We start from the raw sequence: 20,385 nt of genomic DNA on the forward strand, positions 1-20,385 counted from the left end.
CCTTTAGCGGGCATCCTCTTTAGCGGGCATCGCTATTGGCGGACATCGCCACTAGCGGGCATCCCCGTCGGCCGACCAGGCGTTCCACCGAGAATGATTACACCGCTTCGCTGTTCTCGAACATGATCAGCTCGGCACCATCGAGAAAGCTGACCAGCGATTTTGCTCGGTAGGGCTGCTGCAGTTTGCGAACCGCTTTGCTCTCGATTTGACGCACCCGTTCCCGGGTCACCTGGAAAATCCGCCCGACTTCCTCGAGCGTGTAGGTGTAGCCGTCAGCCAAGCCATACCGCAGTCGCAGAATCTCGCGTTCACGATAATTGAGTGTTTCCATTGCGAGGTCAATTTGTTGCTTCAACGCCTCGCGATTGGTTTCCATCAACGGATCTTGTTCCCGGTGATCTTGCAGGAACTCACCGAAGGCACTGTCTTCGTGATCGCCAACGGGTTGATCGAGCGACAATGGCTGGCGGGCCATCTTCAGAATGATTCGGGTGTCGTCGAGTGATAAACCGCTGCGTGCACATACTTCTTCGGGGGTCGGTTCGCGACCAAATTCTTGGACGAGATCGCGGGTGATCTGTCGAATTTTGTTCATCGTGTCGATCATGTGCACCGGCACGCGAATCGTGCGGCTTTGGTCGGCAATCGCCCGTGTGATGGCTTGGCGGATCCACCACGTCGCATAGGTGCTGAATTTATAACCACGGGCATGTTCAAACTTGTCGACCGCACGCATCAAGCCTGTGTTTCCTTCTTGGATCAAATCCAAAAACGACAGACCACGATTGCGATACTTTTTCGCGATCGACACGACCAGGCGCAGGTTGCCCGCTGACAGGACGCGTTTGGCGGCATCGTAATCGTCGCGGAGTGTGTCACAGCGGTCGACTCGGCGGGATAGTGTCTGAGGGGTTTCATAGGTCAAACGCATCAGGTCTCGCAGTTCACCCTGGAGTTCGTCAGCGGTTGGCATGCCCGCCAATGCCAGCCGATGCGGTGCGCTTAAAATTTGGCGAATTTCGTTCATTCGCATGGCACTGCGACGCAGTTTCTCAAAGATCGGCTGCAGCTTGTTGGTCCGCAGATTCATTTCTTCGACCAATCGCACGGCCTTGTTGCGGCGGATGACGAGGTTTCGCCATGCGGCCCGGCGACGACGCATGGGCAATGATTTATTGATCGCGATCAAATAATCGCTGCGATTGCTCTCCAGAAGATGACCGAGCGTGCGGGTGTTCGGAACGATCCGCTTCATGATCGCCTTTTTCTCGGCCGCGTTGGTCACGCTGACTTCGATCGTGCGGTCCAGCCGAAGCTGCTTGTCGCGGACCTGTTGCAGGAGCTTCAAGGCGGCCTGCAACATGAAATCCGTGGCCATCATGCAGTGCCGGTAGCGTTCCCGGGTGGCCTCGATCTGGACGGCCGCGGAAACTTCTTGATCGCGGGTGAGCAGTGGGATTTGCCCCATCTGCATCAAATACATCCGTACGGGATCCTCGGTCGGATCGCTGGGCATTTCGTCGCGGCGAACCACGAGATCGTCATCGGAGAGCGAGCTGAGCTCCGGATCCTCGGAAACAGCGTCGGCAAAATCTTGGCCCATGGTCCGCGAGCGACGGGAGATCGAGTCCTCGGCATCAAAGGCGTCATCCTGCAAACTGCGACTGCTAAACTTTTTGCCCATCAGGTTCTCCTCGTCTCCCGGTTGATCGTCAAAGCTGTTTGGGAAGGAACACCAAGCACTGTTGGTGCCAGCGGAGAACTCAGGTAACGCATGGATCATCGCAAGTAATGGCCGCACAATAGGTTAGGCGATCAAATCGCCGGGGATCAGAGAAGCGTAGCGGCGCGGGGTGTGGACGAGGCTCATCGTGATGTTGCTCGCACGCAACATCCGGTGAATGCTTTCAACTCGTCCCACAACGGGCGATCGGTTGTCGATCTCACGTTCCCCAGCGTTCGCATGTCCAAAGGTAGGTTAGGTTTTGCGAGGGCAGCGCCAAAAAATCCATGAATTACCCGTCCACCGACTCCGCTACACCAACTCCCCACGGGGGCGTAAACTCGGGGCGATACGTCCCTAGCAAGTTTAGATGCCATCGAGTCGGGAAAGTTCCCGCCACACGCAGCAGCTAATCCCTCGGGAATGTCTACTAAATAGTGCTTCGCAGCGTTACGCTTCGGGCCGAATTCCCTCCCGGAGACGTGGAGCACTACCACACGGTGAAGCCGCACGACCCCCACGTCTCTGCGGAGGACAATCTGCCCCATCCACAAAATGCCCCGATGACGACTGCTGTGAATTCGTTCAACGACTACCATCCGCTCAGTGGCAATCGCTTCGCTGACCCGACAAGCGTCCTCAATGCACTGGGCCAAATCGCCGCCAGTGGTGTCGCACCGGACCTGTTGACGGGGTTATGGACGGCCCTGCACGACCATTTGGGGTTGGTGGACGAGCCGGATGAGGCGGTGCGTTTATTGAGCCGATTCGTGGACGTTTCACGCAGCCCGACCTCGTTGCTGGCCCTATTCGACCGCGATCCCCAAGCCCTTCCCGCGCTCCTGCAGGTGCTCTCGACCAGTCCCGCGGTGGCGGAATTGCTAATCAGCGACCCGGAAAGTTTTGACTTGATCCGTGCCAGTGACGGGCGCCCGACGTCGCGGGAGCAGCTTCGCGACGAATTGGCACATGAACTCGGCACGACCGCATCAAATCCCCGCGCCGCGGTCGCGATTCGCAGGTACGTCGGTCGGGAAGTTCTGCGAATTGCCTATGGCGAATTCGTCCGCGGTCTCGCTCCCGATCGCGTCGCGCGGCAGATCAGTCATCTGACCGACGCCGTGCTTTCATGCGCACTGGATTTCACCATCGAGCAGGTTGCCTCCCAGTTCCATTACCCGCAACGGATCGATGCCAGTCGACCGAAGTACGCGATCATCGCCCTGGGCAACTACGGTGGCGAGGAAATTGGCTACGACTCGCCGTTGGACCTGTTGCTACTATGCGATCAGATCGACCGCAAAAACGAGAGTCATCTCAAGTTCAACCGTCACATCGTGGCTGGATTGATCAGCCTGCTCGGGTCCAACCGCGGGCCGGTCGTATCGATCCACATGCGGTTCGTGCAGCAGCCCGGTGAAGAGTTCGCTGCCGCCGATACCCATCGGCTCAGTGATTTTGTCCGCATGGGAGACTCGTCCTCACGGCAAATTGACTTTCACGCTGCCAGCGATGCGGCGGCCTATTACGAGCGTGAGAACCAAACCTTTCAGCGTCTCGCATTCGTGAAAGGGCGGGTCGCCGCAGGCGATAGCGGGCTGGGCGATTGGTTCCTCCAGCGGATGGAACCGTGGGTTTACCATCGACTCCTGAGCCGCAGTGAGATTGCCGACATCCGGGTATTGCGACGAAAACTTGAAAAACGCGCCCTGTCCATCGACACGCAGCGTGGCACGCCGATCGCCGATTGTCCCGGGGGTCGTCGCGACATCGAGCTGACGATCCAGTTTTTGCAGCTTCTGCATGGCGGTGAACTCCCCGAACTTCGCGTGCCGGGCACCCTCGATGCGATCGCGGCCCTGAACCGACACGGTTGTTTGACGCAGCAGGAAGCCTCGATCTTGTCGGAAAATCACGCGCGACTGTGTCGGCTCGAGCATCATCTCGCCGTCCTGTTGGACCACCGCGTCACCTATCTGCCGGATGACGATCAGATTCGCACCCGGTTGGCCTGGCGATTGGGCGTACGCCGGTCATCGGACCCGCAACCCAACAGCGGTGATGGGCCCGACGACGATGTGGCGGTGGGTGACCGCGAGCGGTTTGAAACGCTGCTGGACGAAACGTTTGACGTCAATCGGAAGATCATCAATCACTTGATGGCCCAGAACGTCGCCGCCAGTCCGACCTCAGCATCCGACGTTGCCGGACCCACGGCGGCCCCGCAGTCGAATCTTGCCCCCGATGTCGATGTCGTCGAAATCGAAACCGAACTGATTCTCGATCCGGATCCCGACCCCGATACCTTTGCGGAGGTCTTACGAGGTCATGGTTTCACCGACCTGGACCGCGCCAGGGATCAGATTTCATCGCTCAGCCATGAAACGGTTTCGTTCCTTTCACCACGCCGGTGTCGCCAATTCTTCGCTGGCCTGGCACCCCATCTGCTGCGTGAGATTGCTCGCACTCCCGCTCCCGATCGAACGCTCGACCAACTCATTGAGGTCGCCGATTCCATTGGAGCGAAAGCGACCCTGTGGGAGCTGCTCGGAGCCAACCCGGCAACGTTGGCCTTGATGGTCAATCTATGCTCGCTGACCCCCTACCTGACAGGGATTCTGACCGAGAATCCGGGCATGATCGATGAGCTGGTCGACTCGTTGCTGATGAACCGCCTGCCGCCTTCGGAACGACTCGATGCTCAGTCCATTCGGTTGTGCCAATCTGCCGACGATCTCGGGCCCATTCTGCAAACGTTCCGCGCCGGTTGCCATTTGATGATTGGCACCCGTGACCTGTTAGGGAAAGAGACGGTTGATGCAATCGGACAATCACTCAGTGACACCGCCGATGCATGCCTGCGGCGGGTGATCGAGCGCGAACACGATCGCTTAACGGCGCGGTTCGGTGATCCCGTCAGCGAGCAAAATGAGCCCGTCGAAATGGTCGCCGTTGCGCTGGGGAAATTTGGCGGTCGTGAGCCCAACTATCACAGCGATCTCGATCTCACGTTTTTGTACACCGCCGAGGGGCAAACGCAGCGCCGCGTCGGCGGGCCGAAAGCAACGCTATCGAACCGCCAGTTTTTCAATCAACTCGCTCAAAATGTCGTCCGGCAAGTCGATTCGGCAGGCGATCGTCTCTACGAAGTTGACCTGCCGTTGGCTCAAGGCGCCGATGAAACCGTGCTCGCTTACTCGATCGACCAGTTCATCAAACCCTTTCGGCTCGGCGGCGCGCCGCTGTGGCGGCGAGCGGCGTTATGCCAAGCTCGGCCGTTCTCGGGGTCACGCCGCAACCGCGAACTGGTCAGCGACGCGATTGCCAAAGCGATCCGGCAAACGCCATGGCGAGAGAGCCAATTCGCCGAGTTCAAGACGCTGCGTCAACGCGGCGAATCCACGGCCGCGCCAGGCAATTTGAAACGCGGCATCGGCGGTACCGTGGACGTGCAGTTCATCGTGGCCGCGGGAGTACTGAAGTCAGCGGGCAGCCTCGGCACCGAAATCGCCACCGGCGTTGCCGCTGCACTCAGTGACCTCGCTGCTGCGGGCGTTTACGACCGGGCCGACGCTCAAACGCTGATCGACAACTATCGCTACTTGCGCCATGTCGAAACAAAACTTCGGCTGATCGATACACCCGCCCGGCACGAATTGCCCCTCTCCGCCGACGGCAGGGCCGACACGCTCGAAATGAAACAGCTCGCGGCCCTGCTCGGCGAATCCGACCCAGGGCAAATTGTCCGCCGCTGCGACGATGTCCGCTCCTCGAACCGCAGCCTGTTTGAGCGTTTGCTGTCACCGTGATGGTGCCTGCCGTTTTTGCCTGTAAAGCTTGGAAGGTCGTGGATCGCTCGCCGGTCCAACGTTCTGACCGCGGCGCGATCAGCGGGCCGTCATCCAGCCCGGTTCACGAGGGGCTCTCACGCAGGTGGCCGGCGCTGGTTTGAAACATCCGGTGTCGGCGTGTTTGCGAATCGCGTTCTTGGGCGATTGCCTGGTTCAAATCGTCGAAATTCGCGTTGCACACACGGCAGCCAATTTCCTCGAGATGAAATCGAATGTAGTCGCTTTCGGCGCCCGCCAATTCGCCGAGTAGATGGCGACGGAGCGATTCTCGATTCGGGCAGCTGAGCCGCTCACGCCGCCAGATCGCACCGATGGTATGTAGGCCGGCAACGTTTTGTCCTCGCAGTCGCACCAGTCGTTGGTGCAGCAGGGGACGCTCCCGGATCGCCACCTCAATTTTGGCGGACTCTTCCGGTGCGAGCGACTCATCCAAAAACGCGAGTAATTCAATATCGCTGAACTCCGGTGAGTCGCTGTCGTTGTGCTCGTGATTGTCGTGCTCGTGATTGTCGTGCTCGCCGTGGCCCATGCGGTCGTCATCCGGGAGAGGGAGTGGTTGGGGACGAGCATTCGTTGGAGTCGACACTGAACGCTCGGCACCGTTGTTTTCGCCGACGTCGTCGGGGCAATCGGTTAGGGGACGGCTTCGAGTACGGTTTTTAAGACATCGATCAATTGGTCCAAGCGAAATGGCTTGTACAGAACCGCTTTGGGGTGCAGTCCGTTTTGTTTCGCTTTGACGATCGAATGCCCAGGATCGTATCCGAAGCCCGTCATCAGGATCATCGGTACGTGATCCATGAACTTGCCGAGTCGCAGCATCAACTGATATCCGCTGTAGTCCGAAAGTCGGATGTCGCTGATGATCGCATCGTAGGAATTCTGGCCGCCACTGCGGCGGACCATGAGCAGGGCTTCGTCGCCCGCATGGGCCGTCTCAACGACGCATCCGTAGCGTTCGAGTAGACGGTGCGCGTCCTCGCGAACCTGCTCGTCCTCATCAACGACGAGGATCCGCTTGCCGCGTAGGATCAGGTGTCGTTCTGATTTTTCATCAGCGGCGACCGCTTCGAGCGGCGTCATCTTCTGGCCGATCTGCTGGATGGTGCGCTTGATGTCTCGTGAATTCTGCAGGATCCTACCGAGTCGATCCATCACCTCGCTGCTGTGTCCGATGTAGCCTTCCATCACATGCACGGCATCGTTGAGGATCGCATCGACTGGCATCGCGACCGCACTGTGAATGGCGTCGCAACTCTGCTGGGCCGTATTCGCTTTCTGAGCTACGAGCAACTCGAGCGTATTGAGCGCAAAGGCAATGTCACGAGCAAAAATCTCCAGAAATTGCAGGTCGCTGTCCGTGAACGTCGCAACGTCTGGACTCTCGACGTTGATCGTCCCGAGCACCTGGTCGTGCAGGATCAGGGGCACCGTTAGCGAACTGCGGGTATCGGCAACGCCGGGAATGAACAGCGGGTCATTGAGCACGTCGTGGCAGATGTACGGCACTCCGCTGGCGGCGACGTACCCGGTGATTCCATTTTCGTGCATCCGTGCCAGCAGCTTGCGGTCGGAGGCCTCCTCGTCAATGCCCACGCTCAGCAGCGGCAGTAGGTCGCCCGTGGATTGCTCGAGCACGCGGATTTCAATCACTTCAAAGTTCAGCAAATCACGCAGGTAGTGCTGGATATTGTCTTTGAGCAGATCGATCCGCTCATCGACCTCCATCATGAAGATTTCATTGGGGCGAAGATCAGCGAGTTCGCGGCCGGCTTGGTGAATCGCCGCCAGCTTCTGTTCCTGAAGGATCTCTTCGGTGATGTCACTGACGGTGACAATGAGATGCCGCGATGCTGCCGACGAGTGAATCGGAGCGGCATGCACCTTGAAGTACTGATTGCGGGTGCTGTGCAGGGTCGAATGGCTCGGATCGCCCGTCGCCAGCGACGTGTGGAACGGACAGAAATCCGGTCCCATGATTTCCGGATTGTGCAAAAGCTCGTAAAAAGTCATGCCCAACGGCGGGCCTTCGTCTCGTTCGGCCCACTGCAGTAGCTGCCGGTTGGCCCAGATCACTCGCAAATCCGAATCCAATAGGGCGACACCCTCGGGCATGTCACGCAGCATCAGTCCGCTTTGCGTGATCCCGCGAATCTCGGAAATTTGCGGCAGAGAGGAGCGTTCTAGCCAAATCCCGGAGACCGATTCGTCCTCGAGCATGGGAAATGCGTCGACAATCGAATCCGCATGGACCCACTCGATGTCACCGGGCAAATCGATGGAGTCGGCGGAGATCGCCTCGGGCGGCTGTCCCCCGTTGCCTACCCAAATCATTCTTGACACAGCTTGATTTCCCCCACCTCTGGAAGCCATTCATCCCGTCGCACAAAATGCGTATTCCAACGCTACACTCAAAACTATAGACGAAAAACCATGGCGGGACGTTCCTTATGTTTGCAGATTGGTCGCCGTTTTCGACGGCACTGAGGAAATTGCCTGATGGCTCGCCAGCGAGAATTTACCCGCCGCCAAACGCCGGCCGATCCGGCTGGGAGACAAGGGAGCGTTCGCCCCCCAAGAAGCCCGGATGGCGGGAGCCAGGTTGAAATAAGGCAAGCGTCCTCGAAATTCGCCCGAATTGCCGGCCGACGCGGCTGGGAAGGACCTCCTCCCCGACAACTGTCTCAAAAAGATCTAAATAATTTTTTTCGATTTATGGCAAGTACTTTTGAAAAATCCGTGAAACTTGCCGCCGAATCGTGCCCGGATTGTTGACATAGACTACCCAGCATCTACCTTGGATCGTTGTAGGGTGATGTCCACCCAAATTACGCAGCCGTTAAAGCTTGCCCGTGTTTCTTCTGTTGCCTCACGGCCACGTGAGCATTTCGAGAGGTTTTCAATGAAGTCTAGTGTTTTGAGGATGTTTATGGGGGTCGCCGCAGCGATGTTATTCGCTGCTTCGGTCCACGCAGGATGCGGAAGTTGTAGCGGTTGCGCCAGTGGAAGCGGTTGTGCTTCACAGGGTTCAACGGCTGGTTGTGGCGGTGGCTGTGCCAATGGTGGCGGAGCAGGCTGCGGCGACGCTGGAGCCTGTGGCTCGACAGTGTCCTATCAAACGCAAACGGTCATGCGTTCGCAGTACGTGACGGAAACCCGCTTGGTTCCCACCACCACGTACGAGCGTCAGACTCAGACACGCACTCGAAACGTGACGAAGCAAGTTGCCCGCGTCGAAACACGCTCGCAAGAATACACCGTTAACGTGCCCAAGACGGAAACACGTACCGAAACCTATGACGTTCAAGTCGCTGTGCCTTACACCGAAGAACAAACCTACACGGTCTCGGTGCCTGTGACGACGCAAGTCGAACAGACTTACAAGGTCTCGGTTCCTTACACCGACCAAGTCGAACAGACTTATTCGGTTTCGGTCCCCTACACCGAAACGAAGACCCAGGAATACACCGTCTGCGTTCCTTACACCGAGGAAGTGGAACAAACTTACAGCGTTCAAGTTCCCGTAACGAGCACGCAAACCCAAGAATATCAGGTTTGCGTTCCTTACACCGAAACCCAAACGCAAACGTACACCGTTCGTGTTCCGCACACCGAGACCAAGACCCAAGAGTACACGGTCAGCGTGCCTTTCACCGAGCAAGTTGAACAGTCCTACAACGTGACGGTTCCCTACACTGAGGAAGTAACTCAGACGTACAACGTCATGGTTCCCTACACCGAGGAAGTTGCCCAAACGTACACCGTACGTGTGCCTGTGCAACAAACTCACACTGCCCACCGTACCGTCAGCAAGTGCGTCCCCGTGACCAGCATGCGAACCGTACAACGCGATTTGGGTAGCTACGAGTGCCAAGCAGTAGCGGCCTCGAGTGCTTGTGGTTGTGGCAGCAGCGTCAATGCCTGTGGCAGCCCTTGTGGCGGCTGTGGTGGATGCCAAAGCAGCTGTGGTTGCGGTAGCAGCACAGCTTGTGCTCCAGCAGTGACTTATCGTCGCGTCTATGTTCCTAACATTGTGACCGAAGAAGTACCGACGACCTCCTATCAGCGTACGACTGAGCAAGTCCCTTACACCTACACCACGACTTCGTACAACTGCGAAACCAAGACCCGTATGGTCCCGGTTACTCGCATGCGTAGCGAAACGCGTGAGCGTAAAGTCAACGTGACTCGCTGTCGCACCGAAACCCGCACCCGCATGGTTCCTGTGACTCGTTGTCGTCAAGAAACTCGTACTCGTGACTACCAAGTCACCACGTACACGACCGAAGAACGCACCCGCGAAGTTCCCGTTCGCCGTACTCGCATGGAAACTCGCACCCGCGAAGTTCCCGTGACGACGATGACGACCGAAGAACGTACGCGTACCGTGACGCTTCATAAGACTCGTCAAGAACAACGCACTCGCGAATATCAAGTCACCAAGTGCCGCACCGAAACTCGGACTCGTACGGTTCCCGTCCAACGTTGCCGTACGGAAGATCGCACTCGCATGGTCAATCAAACGACCATGACGACCGAAGATCGCACACGCACTGTTAACTTGACTCGCATGGAAACGCAACAACGCGAACGTGAAGTTTCGCACACCGTCTGCGTTCCCGAAAAGCGTACTCGCACCTACAACGTGACTGTTTATGACACCGTCACCGAAGAAGTGCCAGAAACCTACACCGTTTGTGTTCCTGTGCAATCGACGAAGGAAGTTCAAGTCCGCGTCTGCAAGCAGGTTCCAACAACGATCCAGGTTCCTGTCTACAACACATCGGCTGCCGGATGTGGCTGTGGTTCGGTTCAAGGAGCTTCCGTTCAAGGAACTCCTGTCATGCAAGCCGGTGCTGGTTGCACCAACTGCGGAAACTAATCGAGCTCTCCGGCCGGCTCACTCCTCGGAGTGAGTCGCTGGAATCGAAACTACGAAACCGCGTGAGTTCCCACTCACGCGGTTTTTTTTTGAACGTAGGATGGGACCATTGTCCCGTCCGAGAGTTCGTCCACGCACACCGTCGGTGCACACCGTCCGAGAGTTCGTCCACGCACACCGTCGGTGCACACCCGTCCGAGAGTTCGTCCACGCACGTCGTCGGTGCACACCCGTCCGAGCGTTCGTCCACGCACGTCGTCCGATCGCACGTAATCCGTTTCTAAACCCAGTCCAGCTGCGTGATCTTGCGCAGTCGGTCGTCGAAATTGCCGATCAGGCCGCCGACCATGACCCATTCATGGGACTGGCGTAACTCAATTTCTCCGAACTTGTTAATTCGCAAGATCGAGTCGCCGGTGACACCGGAATCATGCAATTGACGCATGTCGATCTCTCCTTCGTTGACGATATCCAGCAATGTTTTGCCGGTGAGTTCGATGAACTGCATGACTGAGGTTGCCGACATGGCTTGCCGAGGAGCTAGAGGGAATCGAGAACCGGTCGTTCGGTTCCCCGTTGCCTTCAATTTTAGTTTAACGAATCCGCTTTTGAACCTCGGCGGTCAAATCTTCACCGGAAAAATCGAGGTGAACAACTCGCCCCTCGGCATCAATGACCGCGACAAACAGCAAGGTCACGGCACCAAATCGATAGGCGACTTCGTTGACGATCTCGGCTCTCGGATCGGATTCACTGCGGAAACTGGGGAAATCCAGCTGGTCGTGGCGCACAAACCCTTCCACGTCCGTCCCCGCCACGTCCAGGTTCATGCCCACGATCGCGACGCGATCTGGATATTGCGATTGAATGTCCTGCAGATTGGGCACGACCGCCAAGGAATCGGGGAACGCACTGGACCAAAACGGCATCAAGACGACTTTGCCGCGGTAGTCACTCATTTTCAGAGGCCGCCCATCAACCGAGGGCAGATCGGGATCGAACTCTCGACCAATGACCGCGTGTCGATTCTCCCTGGCGCGCAGAGCCGTCCGCGCCACCCGGCCGATGGCGTCTTGTCGGTCGGCGAATTGTTGTTGGAGCACGTCGTACGTGGCGTCGGCGATATCCTCCCGACCGACTGCTTCGGCTTCCAGACTGGAGCCACACAGGAACTCGACCGTCAATAGATCCGCGGGGGTCGCCAGGACCTCATCGATCGCCGCCTTCCAGGCCGACACACTGACGGGCTCTGCGTTGCTGGGATCGCTCGTCTCTGGGGCGGCGGCGACGACTTTTTGGCGAAGTTGGTCGAGGCGTTCCATGGCGGTATTGGCTTGGGAAAACCCGGATGCCGCAATCATTGCCGCCATCCGAGCGACTTCCGCGTCCTGGGCATGACCAAAGCGAGCGGTGATCAAATCTCGCACTTTCGCCGCTTCGTCCTGGTATTCGTACTGCAGGAGGGCGTCCTTGGCCTGCCCTAACACCATTAAGGTGGGCACGTCCACTCGTTGGTCACTGTCGAGTAATTCGTGAGCAAGTTTGATCAAGTTCTCAGCGGCGTCAGGTTTGCCGTGGCGGAGGGATTCAGTCTCCAGCCCGATGAGCACTAACCGGCTGTCCGATCGCAGAGCCGCGTTCGGAGAATCTCGCGATTCCATCACCACGGCCTGTAGTTCCTCGGCCGCCTGCAGGTCGCCTGTTGAGGCGAGATGGGAGAGCGCCTGCACAACGCCACGGTAGCCAGTGATTTGGTCTCGCTCGGTCGCGTCGGGATGCTCAGTCAATCGTTCGGAGGCCACCCGCTTGAGTGAGATCAGACGTATTACCTCCTCTTCTACCTCTTGTCGGTTCGTGATGCCCGCTTGTCCGTTGATCAAGGCTCCCAATTCACGATCGATGTCCCCTAAGAATGCGTTCAGCTCTCGCGGTCCCCAATTGGGACGAAGCTGTGGGCGATCCCGGGTCGCATCCATCGCCGGTATTTGGGGGGGCGACGACTCTGCAATGGGCAGCTCGGCCGATGCGCCAGCGCCGGTCGGTGAGGATCGATCGAGTGTCGCTGTGGGGGGGGGGAGTGACTCTATCTTCTCGTCACTCCTGTCGGCCGCCAAATGCTGGTCGCTCGGCGGCGGTCCCGCTGTTGTGGAATGGTCAGCGTCCGCTGAGGGCTCCGTTCGCCCGCAACCCGTCAAAGCCAACGTGACCAACCCGATGCTCGCTAATCGCAATGGACGCGTATGCAAATGGGTCGTAACGATCCGTTTGAAATAATCTCTAGGCACGCGCAGTGTCCCTCCCGTGGAAGCCAAAGCCGGCAGTCTAAACCGTTTGTCGCCAACAGGGAAACCCAAACACGTGCGAACGGCAACGTCTTAGGCGGCGGAATGGTCCAACGAGAGAGCTTCGAGTAAGCTCGCGAATCGCTCGCCCGCTGCTTGGCGACGTTCCATCCGTTCGGCCGCAGTCCAGCCGCTACGGATGCTGCGAACGCGACGCAAAATTTCAACATCAGACAATCGAGTCTCATTTTGAGGCGCGTTTGCGATTTGCGAGACGAAAGTAGTCGTAGCGGTCGAGGTGGTAGCAGAAGCAGTCATCATGAGTCTTCATCCTGAAATAGGGGGCTATGTCGGTCGCAAGCTAGTTAGATCGCGTTTCCGTTTTTAACGATAATGCGATCTAGTGCAGGACGCGTGCCAAAAACCCGGGTCACGCCAAATATTCATCGGGTTTTCCAGGATTCACCTTGAGGATGCCGTCCACGGTATGCGGAGAAAAGAGCTCAAACACGGGGTGTTGGGTGCTTTGAGGGCCACGGGCGGGCGGAGCAATTCGTGGGTGGTCGAGCAGCGGGCTGTCGCGGTGGGCGATCGCGAGTCAATCTTGGGCAAGCGACTCTTTTGCAAACTCGTGTAAGTTTTGCCATCGCCGATCCGGTAAACGCATGAAATTCAGCTGCTCCGGGTCGCCCCAGGCTGCAAAGAGGTCGCCAATTCGCTCAATGAGCAGACGGCAGCCCTCGCGTGACACCGCCCGGCCGTGCAAATCGACGTATTGAACCTGTTGTCCGTTATCGAAGATGGTGGCGTCAATTTGCCAGCCGGCCGTCTGGCTCGCCCACGTCAGTGAACCGTCCCACTCGAAAAACAGTCCTGGAAGCGAGTTCATTGCCTCGGCCAATTCTTCGAGTGTACGACCTAACGCGCACCCTTGTCCGCGATAAACATAGGCTTGAAAAGAAAAATAGGGGGACATTTCGTCACGATCGAGCGTATATTGGATGGAAAAGAGATTTTTACAGGTTTGTCAACCCGGAATTCCTTGACCGCGTCCGTTTTTGTCCTAGAGTAAAGTGCTCTAGGATCCCCGTCCACGGTTAAGAACCCTACGGCCTGTCCTTCCTATCGATGAATTGGAAGGCCGTTTTTGAGCGATACTGTGGCCATTGTAAAGGAATTAGTCCATGTTGGTTTTGTCAAGAAAGAAGAACGAAAGCATTATCATCAACAACGATATCAAAATCGTTGTCGTTGAGATTCGCGGCGACAAAGTTCGTTTGGGTGTCGAAGCCCCGCGTGAAGTGCCCGTTCATCGACACGAAGTCTATGAAGCGATCCAGCGTTCCAACGAAGCCACTGACAGTTCCATCGAGGGCTAGTTCGCGGTGACCCCGCGAATTTTAGACTCGTCGAGCTCGTCGCTGCGCCAGCCTTCGACTTCGCATTCCGCTCCGAACTCACCGTTTGGCTGCTCGTGCATGCGTTCGCTGAGCGAAGCCGAAAAGCAGACTTATCTCAAATTTTCCAGCTCAACGCCTGTGAACCCTTGACGCCCACCGCGTCTCCTTGTAAAACACGCCCATCACGGCAGCGATGCCTGATTGAGGTCCCTTCGTCTAGCGGTCTAGGACACTGCCCTTTCACGGCGGCAACACGGGTTCGAGTCCCGTAGGGATCATCTGGGTTTCATTACCCACCGATACTGACCCCGCAAAACCAAGCGTTTTGCGGGGTTTTTTCGTATCGGTGCTCTTTCCATGGTGGTCGATAGCGGCAGCGATAGGACCACCCGTGGGACCACGGCGCCGGGTGGTCCCATTGATCGTTACCGTCGATGCACCTGCCGCCCAGTGATCTGGGGTGACCTGCAAATAGTGTTTGGCGGCCACGGCGGCGGAATGACCTAGCCAAGCGTCGATGACGTGACCAGCGAAACATTCCTCGAGTTCGGTGCAACGGAATGCCGTCAAATTCTGAAAAGTTTTCGCCCACGGAACAATTCCCGCAGACTCGACGACGGCCAATGAGGGACACAGCACTTTTGTGAGGGGGATGCGAGGGCGACATCCATGAAAATTTGCAGCTCCGCTAGGCTTCGCAGCCTCTGCATGCCTCGTGTTCATGGCGGCGAGACAACTGCGAGTGAAATGAGCTGTGTCCCTCAGTCAGTGTCGTGTCCCTCAGTCAGTGTCCTGCAAGTCTGGCCCGGCAACCAGCGTGCGGTTTGAACCACGAAAGACACGAATCACACGAATGGTCAGCGTGGGTCACATTCGTGTGATTCGTGTTTTTCGTGGTCGAATCAATGCCCATGACAACGGAGTGCGAGGGCGGCATCCATGAAAACTTGCAGCTCCGCTAGGCTTCGCAGCTTCTGCGCGCCTCGTGTTCATGGCTGCGAGTGAAATGTGCTGTGTCCCTCAGTTAGTGTCCAGTCAGTGTCTCCCTCAGTTAGTGTCCTGCAAGTTTGGCCTGGCAGCCAGCGTGCGGTTTGAACCACGAAAGACACGAATCACACGAATGGTCAGCGTGAGTCACATTCGTGTGATTCGTGTTTTTCGTGGTCGAATCAATGCCCATGACAACGGAGTGCGAGGGTGGCATCCATGAAAACTTGCAGCTCCGCTAGGCTTCGCAGCTTCTGCACGCCTCGTGTTCATGGCTGCGAGTGAAATGTGCTGTGTCCCTCAGTCACTCACGAATGGTCAGCGTGGGTCACATTCGTGTGATTCGTGTTTTTCGTGGTCGAATCAATGCCTTTGACAACGACGACGGCCAATGAGGGCCAATGAGGGACACAGCACTTTTGTGAGGGGGATGCGAGGGCGACATCCATGAAAATTTGCAGCTCCGCTAGGCTTCGCAGCCTCTGCACGGCTCGTCATTCATGGCGGCGAGACAACTGCGAGTGAAGTGTGCTGTGTCCCTCAGTCACGTCCTCAGCGAGTGAAATGTGCTGTGTCCCTCAGTCACTTCCCTGTGTCCCTCAGTCACTTCCTGGATGGGATGGCGGCTGGAAGCAGTCGTCCCTACCGCGATCCTCCAAAACCTCCGGCGCACGCTTCCGGTGGATGATCCTAAATTAATCGTCTGCTAGCCGTGGGCATCAGTTCCCGAAATGGCTCACGCCCCTGCGGCTAATGGGGTGACGCGGAATGAATGACCCCGGTCAGTTTACTCGGCCGCTTGCATGCGTGCCTTGAGGCTGGCCAGTTCTTCGCTGAGCTCTTGCTCTTGTTCCTCTCGCTCGAAGCGTCGCTGTAGGTCATCGCATTCGTTAGGGTCGCCGTCGAGGCGTTGCCAGGCTTCGCTGACGGCTTCCTCGCGGTCGACTCGCTCTTGCAATCGATTGAACTGGGCGAAGGCCGATTGGCTGTCGGCGCGGTCGATCACGGAGTTGATCTTGTTCGTCGTCGAGGCCCGCGCCAGTTTCGCACTGAGTAGTGTCTTCTTCTGTCTGGCCTGGCGAATTTTGTCCTCCAGATTGCGGACTGAGTCTTGCAGTTTATGAACCTCGAATGCTTGCGAGGCATGTTCGCGGGCGTACTGATCGGCGCGTGTCTTGGCCGCCAGTTGCTGTTTGATCGCTGCCTTGGCCGACTCGTCGTCACCGCGTTGGACCGCCGCGGCGGCGCGGTCGGACCACACCGTGACTTCGGCATGTTCACGCTCGACCGTTTTTCGCATCAGGATTTCGTCCGCGATTGCTTCGGCGACGGACTGCTTCACTCGCGCAAGCTCGTCCTGCATGTCCAAAATGAGTTGGTGCAGCATCCGTTCGGGATTCTCGACATTCTCACACAACGAGGTGATGTTCGAACGCATGATTAAGCTGAACTGGGAAAACCATTTCATGGGAACTCTCCAAAAAGGGGGGGGATTTCATTCTTACTGCCACGTCGACAGTTCATCGCTGAGGATTCGGATCCGGCTGAGCAAGCTCTCGCGATAGTGCTCGCACATCGCACCCATCGCGATCACGGATGCTCCGACGACCAATCCGGTCACCCACAGCATGCCGGGATGATCGATCGAGGATCGGATCACCATCGCGACCAAGTCGACGCATAAGAACGCCGTACCTGCATGAATGAGAGCCCGTAGTCGCAAACCAATCGCGAGCAAAATTACCAAAACGGACAAGATCATCAGCGAAACGATGTGCAGCCAGCTGCCGCCGAGAATTTCAAAGCAGGGTGACACCAGGATTGCCAGGCCGCCGAGATAACGCAGCGGATCATGAGCCGACTGCGGAATGTCCATGCGAAGGAGTTCGACCAGTCCGATCACCGTCAATCCAATCGGAATCAGGTACATCTGGGGGTCGGTCAGTGACCAGGATACGAATAACGTGCACAGCCCAGCGTTCAGCATCGCCGCCGCGCCCACCACATACTGGCGCTTCGCGTAGACGCGTCCGTAGGCGAACCAAGTCGCCGCAGCAGCGAAGATGGTCAACAGTTCGGTCGGCCCGTGGGCGGATTCAAATAAGCTCCATAGCATCGCGAACAAGGGCAGGATGAGACCGGCCACGGTGGCGGTGCGAACAAACACATGCAGTCGTGCATGGTCGGTGACCCGTCGAGCGAAGACGAGCAAACCGGCTGCTACCGAAACGCACAGCAACTGCAGTAGCTCGTGGGGGGCGGGGATCGGTTGGTGCCAGTGAAACCACATCACCATCATTCCGGCGATCGCGCACATGCCCCACACGTGCTCCTCGAGTTGGCGGCGTAGGGCGGCGTGGCACTCGACACCAGCGGCCATGACGAGCGATCCGATGATGATGGCTCGCTCGTACCCGGCAAAGCCCGCTGAACCCAGGCATACGACAAAGAAGAATAACGCGAATGCTCGCAACGCCAGGCTCCACAGCCGACTCGCGGCCGCGTCCAGCTTCGCTTCGCAGCACTCAAACACAATCACCGCAGCGACGGTAGCGGCCAGCATCCACACACAGGCTGGCACGACCAAGGGGCTGGTGGGCAGTGTGAAGATGAACCCGCGGAAACCGGCGAGCATGGATGCGGACTGGATCGCCTGAATGCTCGCCAGGATCGCCAGGCCGGTGCGGTGTTTCGCGAGATTGCGGGCAAAGCGGCGATGGAGTACCAACATGGCGAGTATCGCCACAGTCGAACTGGCGAGCACCAGTGGCGACACATACAGAATCGCCAGCGGCGCGACCGTGGCTAACCACATCGAACTGACGGCGATCGCTAGCGGCTCGCGGACGCGGTTACCGTGAACGGCAATTGCAAGCATTCCCGCGGAGCTCACCGCATAAGCCAGCGGCAAGGCTTCGTAGCTGAACCACTGAGGCATCATCACCCCAATGCTGATGCCCGCGATGATAGGGCCAACGAGCAGAGCCGTCGTTGTGGCCAAGGTGCTGCGAAACACACTCGTGCCGATTGCGATGAGGGCAGCAACGATGCTCCATCCCAGGGGCAGGATGGAAACGTCGAGGGTGATCGTCGCCCACAGTAGCGTCGGTAGGAAAAAGAAGGCGCCAGCGAGCGAGAATGCAACCAGCGTGAGATCGGCCAGCGGCAGCAACACGGCGGCAGCAGGCGTGGGACAACGAAAGTTCTGGCTGCGTGTATGGTACGCCAGGAATCGCTGTGCCGAAGCATCGATTCGGCACGCCCGCAGGGTGAGGTGCGTGACGAGGGTCGTGACCCCCGCGGCGATGGAGCACGCGGACAGCATTACCTCGGCGTTCGGGACGAGATTGGCCACGGATAGCCCCGCGGCGCCCAAGATGATCCACCACGTCCACATTCCACTGAGATAGTTCTGCAGCCGAATGGTGAGTAGGCCCAGCGAAGTGGTGACGACGCCCATCACGATCCAATCCAGTCCATCGAGGATGGGAAGCGTCGACGCGTCCGTCCGCGTCAAAATGCTGCCGACCCAGAAGACGCTGGTCGCGACCGTGATCGCTTGACCGGTGCGGCAAAACCATGTGACCGGTTCACGCTGGTCAAACAATGGCGTGCTGAGAAATCGATCCAGCGCAGGCGTGCTGCTGAGAACAAGTCCGAGCAGGCTCAGGCCGACAAATGACCAACGCGGATCACCTTGGGCAATGTCCATGGCACCAGCGAAGGGAATCGCCGTGACGACAGTAAGGATGAGGCAGCCGATCGCAGCGAGTATGAAGCGACGGTCGCGCAGCACGATGCTATGGAACACGAAGGCGACGGTGCTGGCGGCACTGACGACGAACGCTGCCTTGAGGTTGATGAGTGAGAGCAGTGATAGGAATACCGACATGCCGCTGACGAACTGTTTAAGCGGTACTTGGAATTCGCTGCGATCGTGCCGCCCCAACGATCGGCTCGCCAGTGAGAACCCGGCTAGCAGAGGTAGATACGTCAGCCCGTAAAAGGCAACCGGCAGGCGGTCCTCCCGAACTGCCGATGCGGCACTTGATTTAAGAGTCTCAACCAGGTCACCGAGCAGCGTTGGGCATGACTGATACGCGATCGCGACCAGGATCAATCCCACCCACACGAATCCACGATGCCGCGTGTCGCGGCCGATGGTGAGCATCAGGCCCGCCGCCATGATCGCCGTCGGCACAACGGCGCGAGTCGCTGCCCCGGAGAATGAGAACCCATGGAACGAAAGTAATACGCCGACCGCCGTCAGCGTGAGTCCAACCAATAGCGGAGCGACAATCGACCAGGGCAATGGATGGACCAGGTTGCCGGTGCGTTGACGAAAGACGTCTGCGATTGTTTTGGTGGTTAACAGCATGGTTCCCGCCAGCATCACGAGCCCCAAGCCGAGCCAGTGAAAGGGCACCGCGCCAATCGTTTTCGTAGCGAGCAGGACCACACACTGAGTCGCCAGAATCGCGATCGGCAGAAAACCAAACACGCGTGGCAGGTGATGTTCCTCTGTCAACCAAAAGATATGGCGGTTGACTCTCACGACACCGATCGTCATCACCAGCCAGAAGCCGGCTGAGAACAGCACGGCGAGCCAGGTCGTGTTGATGACCGGCATCGCGCCGGCCAGACACAGCAGCATGTAGGCGGCGGCAAAGGCAACTTGCCGGCCGTGTAACCAATGCGAAAAAATTCGACCGCTGGCAAATACCATGAATCCCGTTGCTGGCACGAGCAGCAGGAACGTCATCGCCGAGTAGCTCAGTGAGAGCGAATCACCGGTCAGCCACGCCAGGGACAAAAAAACGATCGGGATCAGGACCAATGTCAAGCATCGAAGTACTTGCGCGGTCGCATTGAGTCGCATCCGCCGCCCGCAATATTCCGCTGCCGCGTAGATGCCCGCGGTATAGCCGAGAATGGTCAAGAATTTGAGCGTGACCGGCAGGCTCGCCCACTGTCGTGTGACGAGCATCAGCGACGACGCCGAGATGATTGCCGCCCCAATGACGAGCATCCACTGGATACTCGATTCCTGCAAGAAACTGTCGATCAGTCGCTCGAGCGCCGACGCTCGCTGCTTGTGTTGGGGAGGTGGTTCAGCGAGATCGCTTGGTTGTGCATCGGTAGCCATGGCCGTTGACCTGCGGGGCTGGAGAGGGGGGGGAAGTGCGATAGCTTCCCAGAGCCTGCCCTGCACCGGATGCTGCGCGGGTGTCGTGATATTGTCGACCGGCGGCTCGGC

12 protein-coding genes and 1 tRNA gene are annotated in these 20,385 nt (G+C 58.0%); 4 read left to right on the forward strand and 9 right to left on the reverse strand.

What is annotated here, in order from left to right:
• Window positions 1–97: 97 nt before the first annotated feature.
• A complete protein-coding gene (locus tag SH410x_RS03035) occupies window positions 98–1,786 on the reverse strand; it encodes an RNA polymerase sigma factor RpoD/SigA (protein WP_473674491.1) in 1,689 nt (562 codons plus the stop codon).
• 503 nt (window positions 1,787–2,289) lie between these two features.
• Here SH410x_RS03035 and SH410x_RS03040 point away from each other — a divergent pair.
• Window positions 2,290–5,535: a [protein-PII] uridylyltransferase family protein gene (locus tag SH410x_RS03040; RefSeq protein WP_473674493.1), complete on the forward strand. Its 3,246-nt coding sequence runs from the start codon at window positions 2,290–2,292 to the stop codon at window positions 5,533–5,535.
• Window positions 5,536–5,638: 103 nt separating this feature from the next.
• Here SH410x_RS03040 and SH410x_RS03045 read toward each other — a convergent pair whose 3' ends face one another.
• Together SH410x_RS03045 and SH410x_RS03050 are read right to left on the reverse strand one after the other, a co-directional pair.
• Window positions 5,639–6,106 (reverse strand): hypothetical protein, encoded by a 468-nt coding sequence (locus SH410x_RS03045; protein ID WP_473674495.1) that lies wholly within the window; start codon window positions 6,104–6,106, stop codon window positions 5,639–5,641.
• A gap of 104 nt (window positions 6,107–6,210) precedes the next feature.
• On the reverse strand, window positions 6,211–7,920 hold the full coding sequence (locus tag SH410x_RS03050; RefSeq protein ID WP_473674497.1) for a response regulator: 1,710 nt from the start codon (window positions 7,918–7,920) through the stop codon (window positions 6,211–6,213).
• Window positions 7,921–8,500: 580 nt separating this feature from the next.
• Here SH410x_RS03050 and SH410x_RS03055 point away from each other — a divergent pair.
• Window positions 8,501–10,459, forward strand: a complete 1,959-nt coding sequence (locus tag SH410x_RS03055; protein WP_473677232.1) for a hypothetical protein — start codon at window positions 8,501–8,503, stop codon at window positions 10,457–10,459.
• A 280-nt stretch (window positions 10,460–10,739) separates the two neighbouring features.
• On the opposite strand, the gene SH410x_RS03060 is transcribed toward SH410x_RS03055, so the two are convergent.
• The 4 genes from SH410x_RS03060 to SH410x_RS03075 form a co-directional block, all read right to left on the reverse strand.
• Window positions 10,740–10,985 (reverse strand): hypothetical protein, encoded by a 246-nt coding sequence (locus SH410x_RS03060; protein WP_473674498.1) that lies wholly within the window; start codon window positions 10,983–10,985, stop codon window positions 10,740–10,742.
• A 67-nt stretch (window positions 10,986–11,052) separates the two neighbouring features.
• The gene (locus tag SH410x_RS03065; RefSeq protein ID WP_473674500.1) at window positions 11,053–12,744 is read right to left on the reverse strand and encodes a TlpA family protein disulfide reductase; all 1,692 of its coding nucleotides are present in this window, start codon (window positions 12,742–12,744) and stop codon (window positions 11,053–11,055) included.
• A gap of 90 nt (window positions 12,745–12,834) precedes the next feature.
• Window positions 12,835–12,978, reverse strand: a complete 144-nt coding sequence (locus SH410x_RS03070; RefSeq protein WP_473674501.1) for a hypothetical protein — start codon at window positions 12,976–12,978, stop codon at window positions 12,835–12,837.
• 361 nt (window positions 12,979–13,339) lie between these two features.
• Window positions 13,340–13,630: a hypothetical protein gene (locus tag SH410x_RS03075; protein WP_473674503.1), complete on the reverse strand. Its 291-nt coding sequence runs from the start codon at window positions 13,628–13,630 to the stop codon at window positions 13,340–13,342.
• Window positions 13,631–13,925: 295 nt separating this feature from the next.
• On the opposite strand from SH410x_RS03075, the gene csrA reads away from it, so the two are divergent.
• Together csrA and SH410x_RS03085 are read left to right on the forward strand one after the other, a co-directional pair.
• Complete coding sequence (gene csrA, locus SH410x_RS03080) at window positions 13,926–14,120, forward strand: carbon storage regulator CsrA (protein WP_146393445.1); 195 nt, start codon at window positions 13,926–13,928, stop codon at window positions 14,118–14,120.
• A 226-nt stretch (window positions 14,121–14,346) separates the two neighbouring features.
• Window positions 14,347–14,419 (forward strand) — tRNA-Glu (locus tag SH410x_RS03085).
• Between the two features lie 1,496 nt (window positions 14,420–15,915).
• Here the strand turns inward: SH410x_RS03085 and SH410x_RS03090 are convergent.
• Both SH410x_RS03090 and SH410x_RS03095 read right to left on the reverse strand, forming a co-directional pair.
• The gene (locus tag SH410x_RS03090) at window positions 15,916–16,596 is read right to left on the reverse strand and encodes a PspA/IM30 family protein (protein WP_473674505.1); all 681 of its coding nucleotides are present in this window, start codon (window positions 16,594–16,596) and stop codon (window positions 15,916–15,918) included.
• A 33-nt stretch (window positions 16,597–16,629) separates the two neighbouring features.
• Window positions 16,630–20,274 carry a hypothetical protein gene (locus SH410x_RS03095; protein ID WP_473674507.1) on the reverse strand — a complete coding sequence of 1,215 codons (3,645 nt, stop codon included), beginning with the start codon at window positions 20,272–20,274 and terminating at the stop codon, window positions 16,630–16,632.
• Window positions 20,275–20,385 lie beyond the last annotated feature (111 nt).

It is taken from the genome of Rhodopirellula sp. SH410, assembly GCF_055811895.1.

Excerpts from the sequence above, each read along its gene's own strand:
- SH410x_RS03055 (WP_473677232.1), top strand. The coding sequence starts at position 8,501 with ATGTTTATGGGGGTCGCCGCAGCGATGTTATTCGCTGCTTCGGTCCAC.
- SH410x_RS03045 (WP_473674495.1), bottom strand. The coding sequence starts at position 6,106 with ATGGGCCACGGCGAGCACGACAATCACGAGCACGACAATCACGAGCAC.
- csrA (WP_146393445.1), top strand. The coding sequence starts at position 13,926 with ATGTTGGTTTTGTCAAGAAAGAAGAACGAAAGCATTATCATCAACAAC.
- SH410x_RS03040 (WP_473674493.1), top strand. The coding sequence starts at position 2,290 with ATGACGACTGCTGTGAATTCGTTCAACGACTACCATCCGCTCAGTGGC.
- SH410x_RS03035 (WP_473674491.1), bottom strand. The coding sequence starts at position 1,786 with ATGATCCATGCGTTACCTGAGTTCTCCGCTGGCACCAACAGTGCTTGG.
- SH410x_RS03090 (WP_473674505.1), bottom strand. The coding sequence starts at position 16,596 with ATGAAATGGTTTTCCCAGTTCAGCTTAATCATGCGTTCGAACATCACC.
- SH410x_RS03095 (WP_473674507.1), bottom strand. The coding sequence starts at position 20,274 with ATGGCTACCGATGCACAACCAAGCGATCTCGCTGAACCACCTCCCCAA.
- SH410x_RS03075 (WP_473674503.1), bottom strand. The coding sequence starts at position 13,630 with ATGAACTCGCTTCCAGGACTGTTTTTCGAGTGGGACGGTTCACTGACG.
- SH410x_RS03060 (WP_473674498.1), bottom strand. The coding sequence starts at position 10,985 with ATGTCGGCAACCTCAGTCATGCAGTTCATCGAACTCACCGGCAAAACA.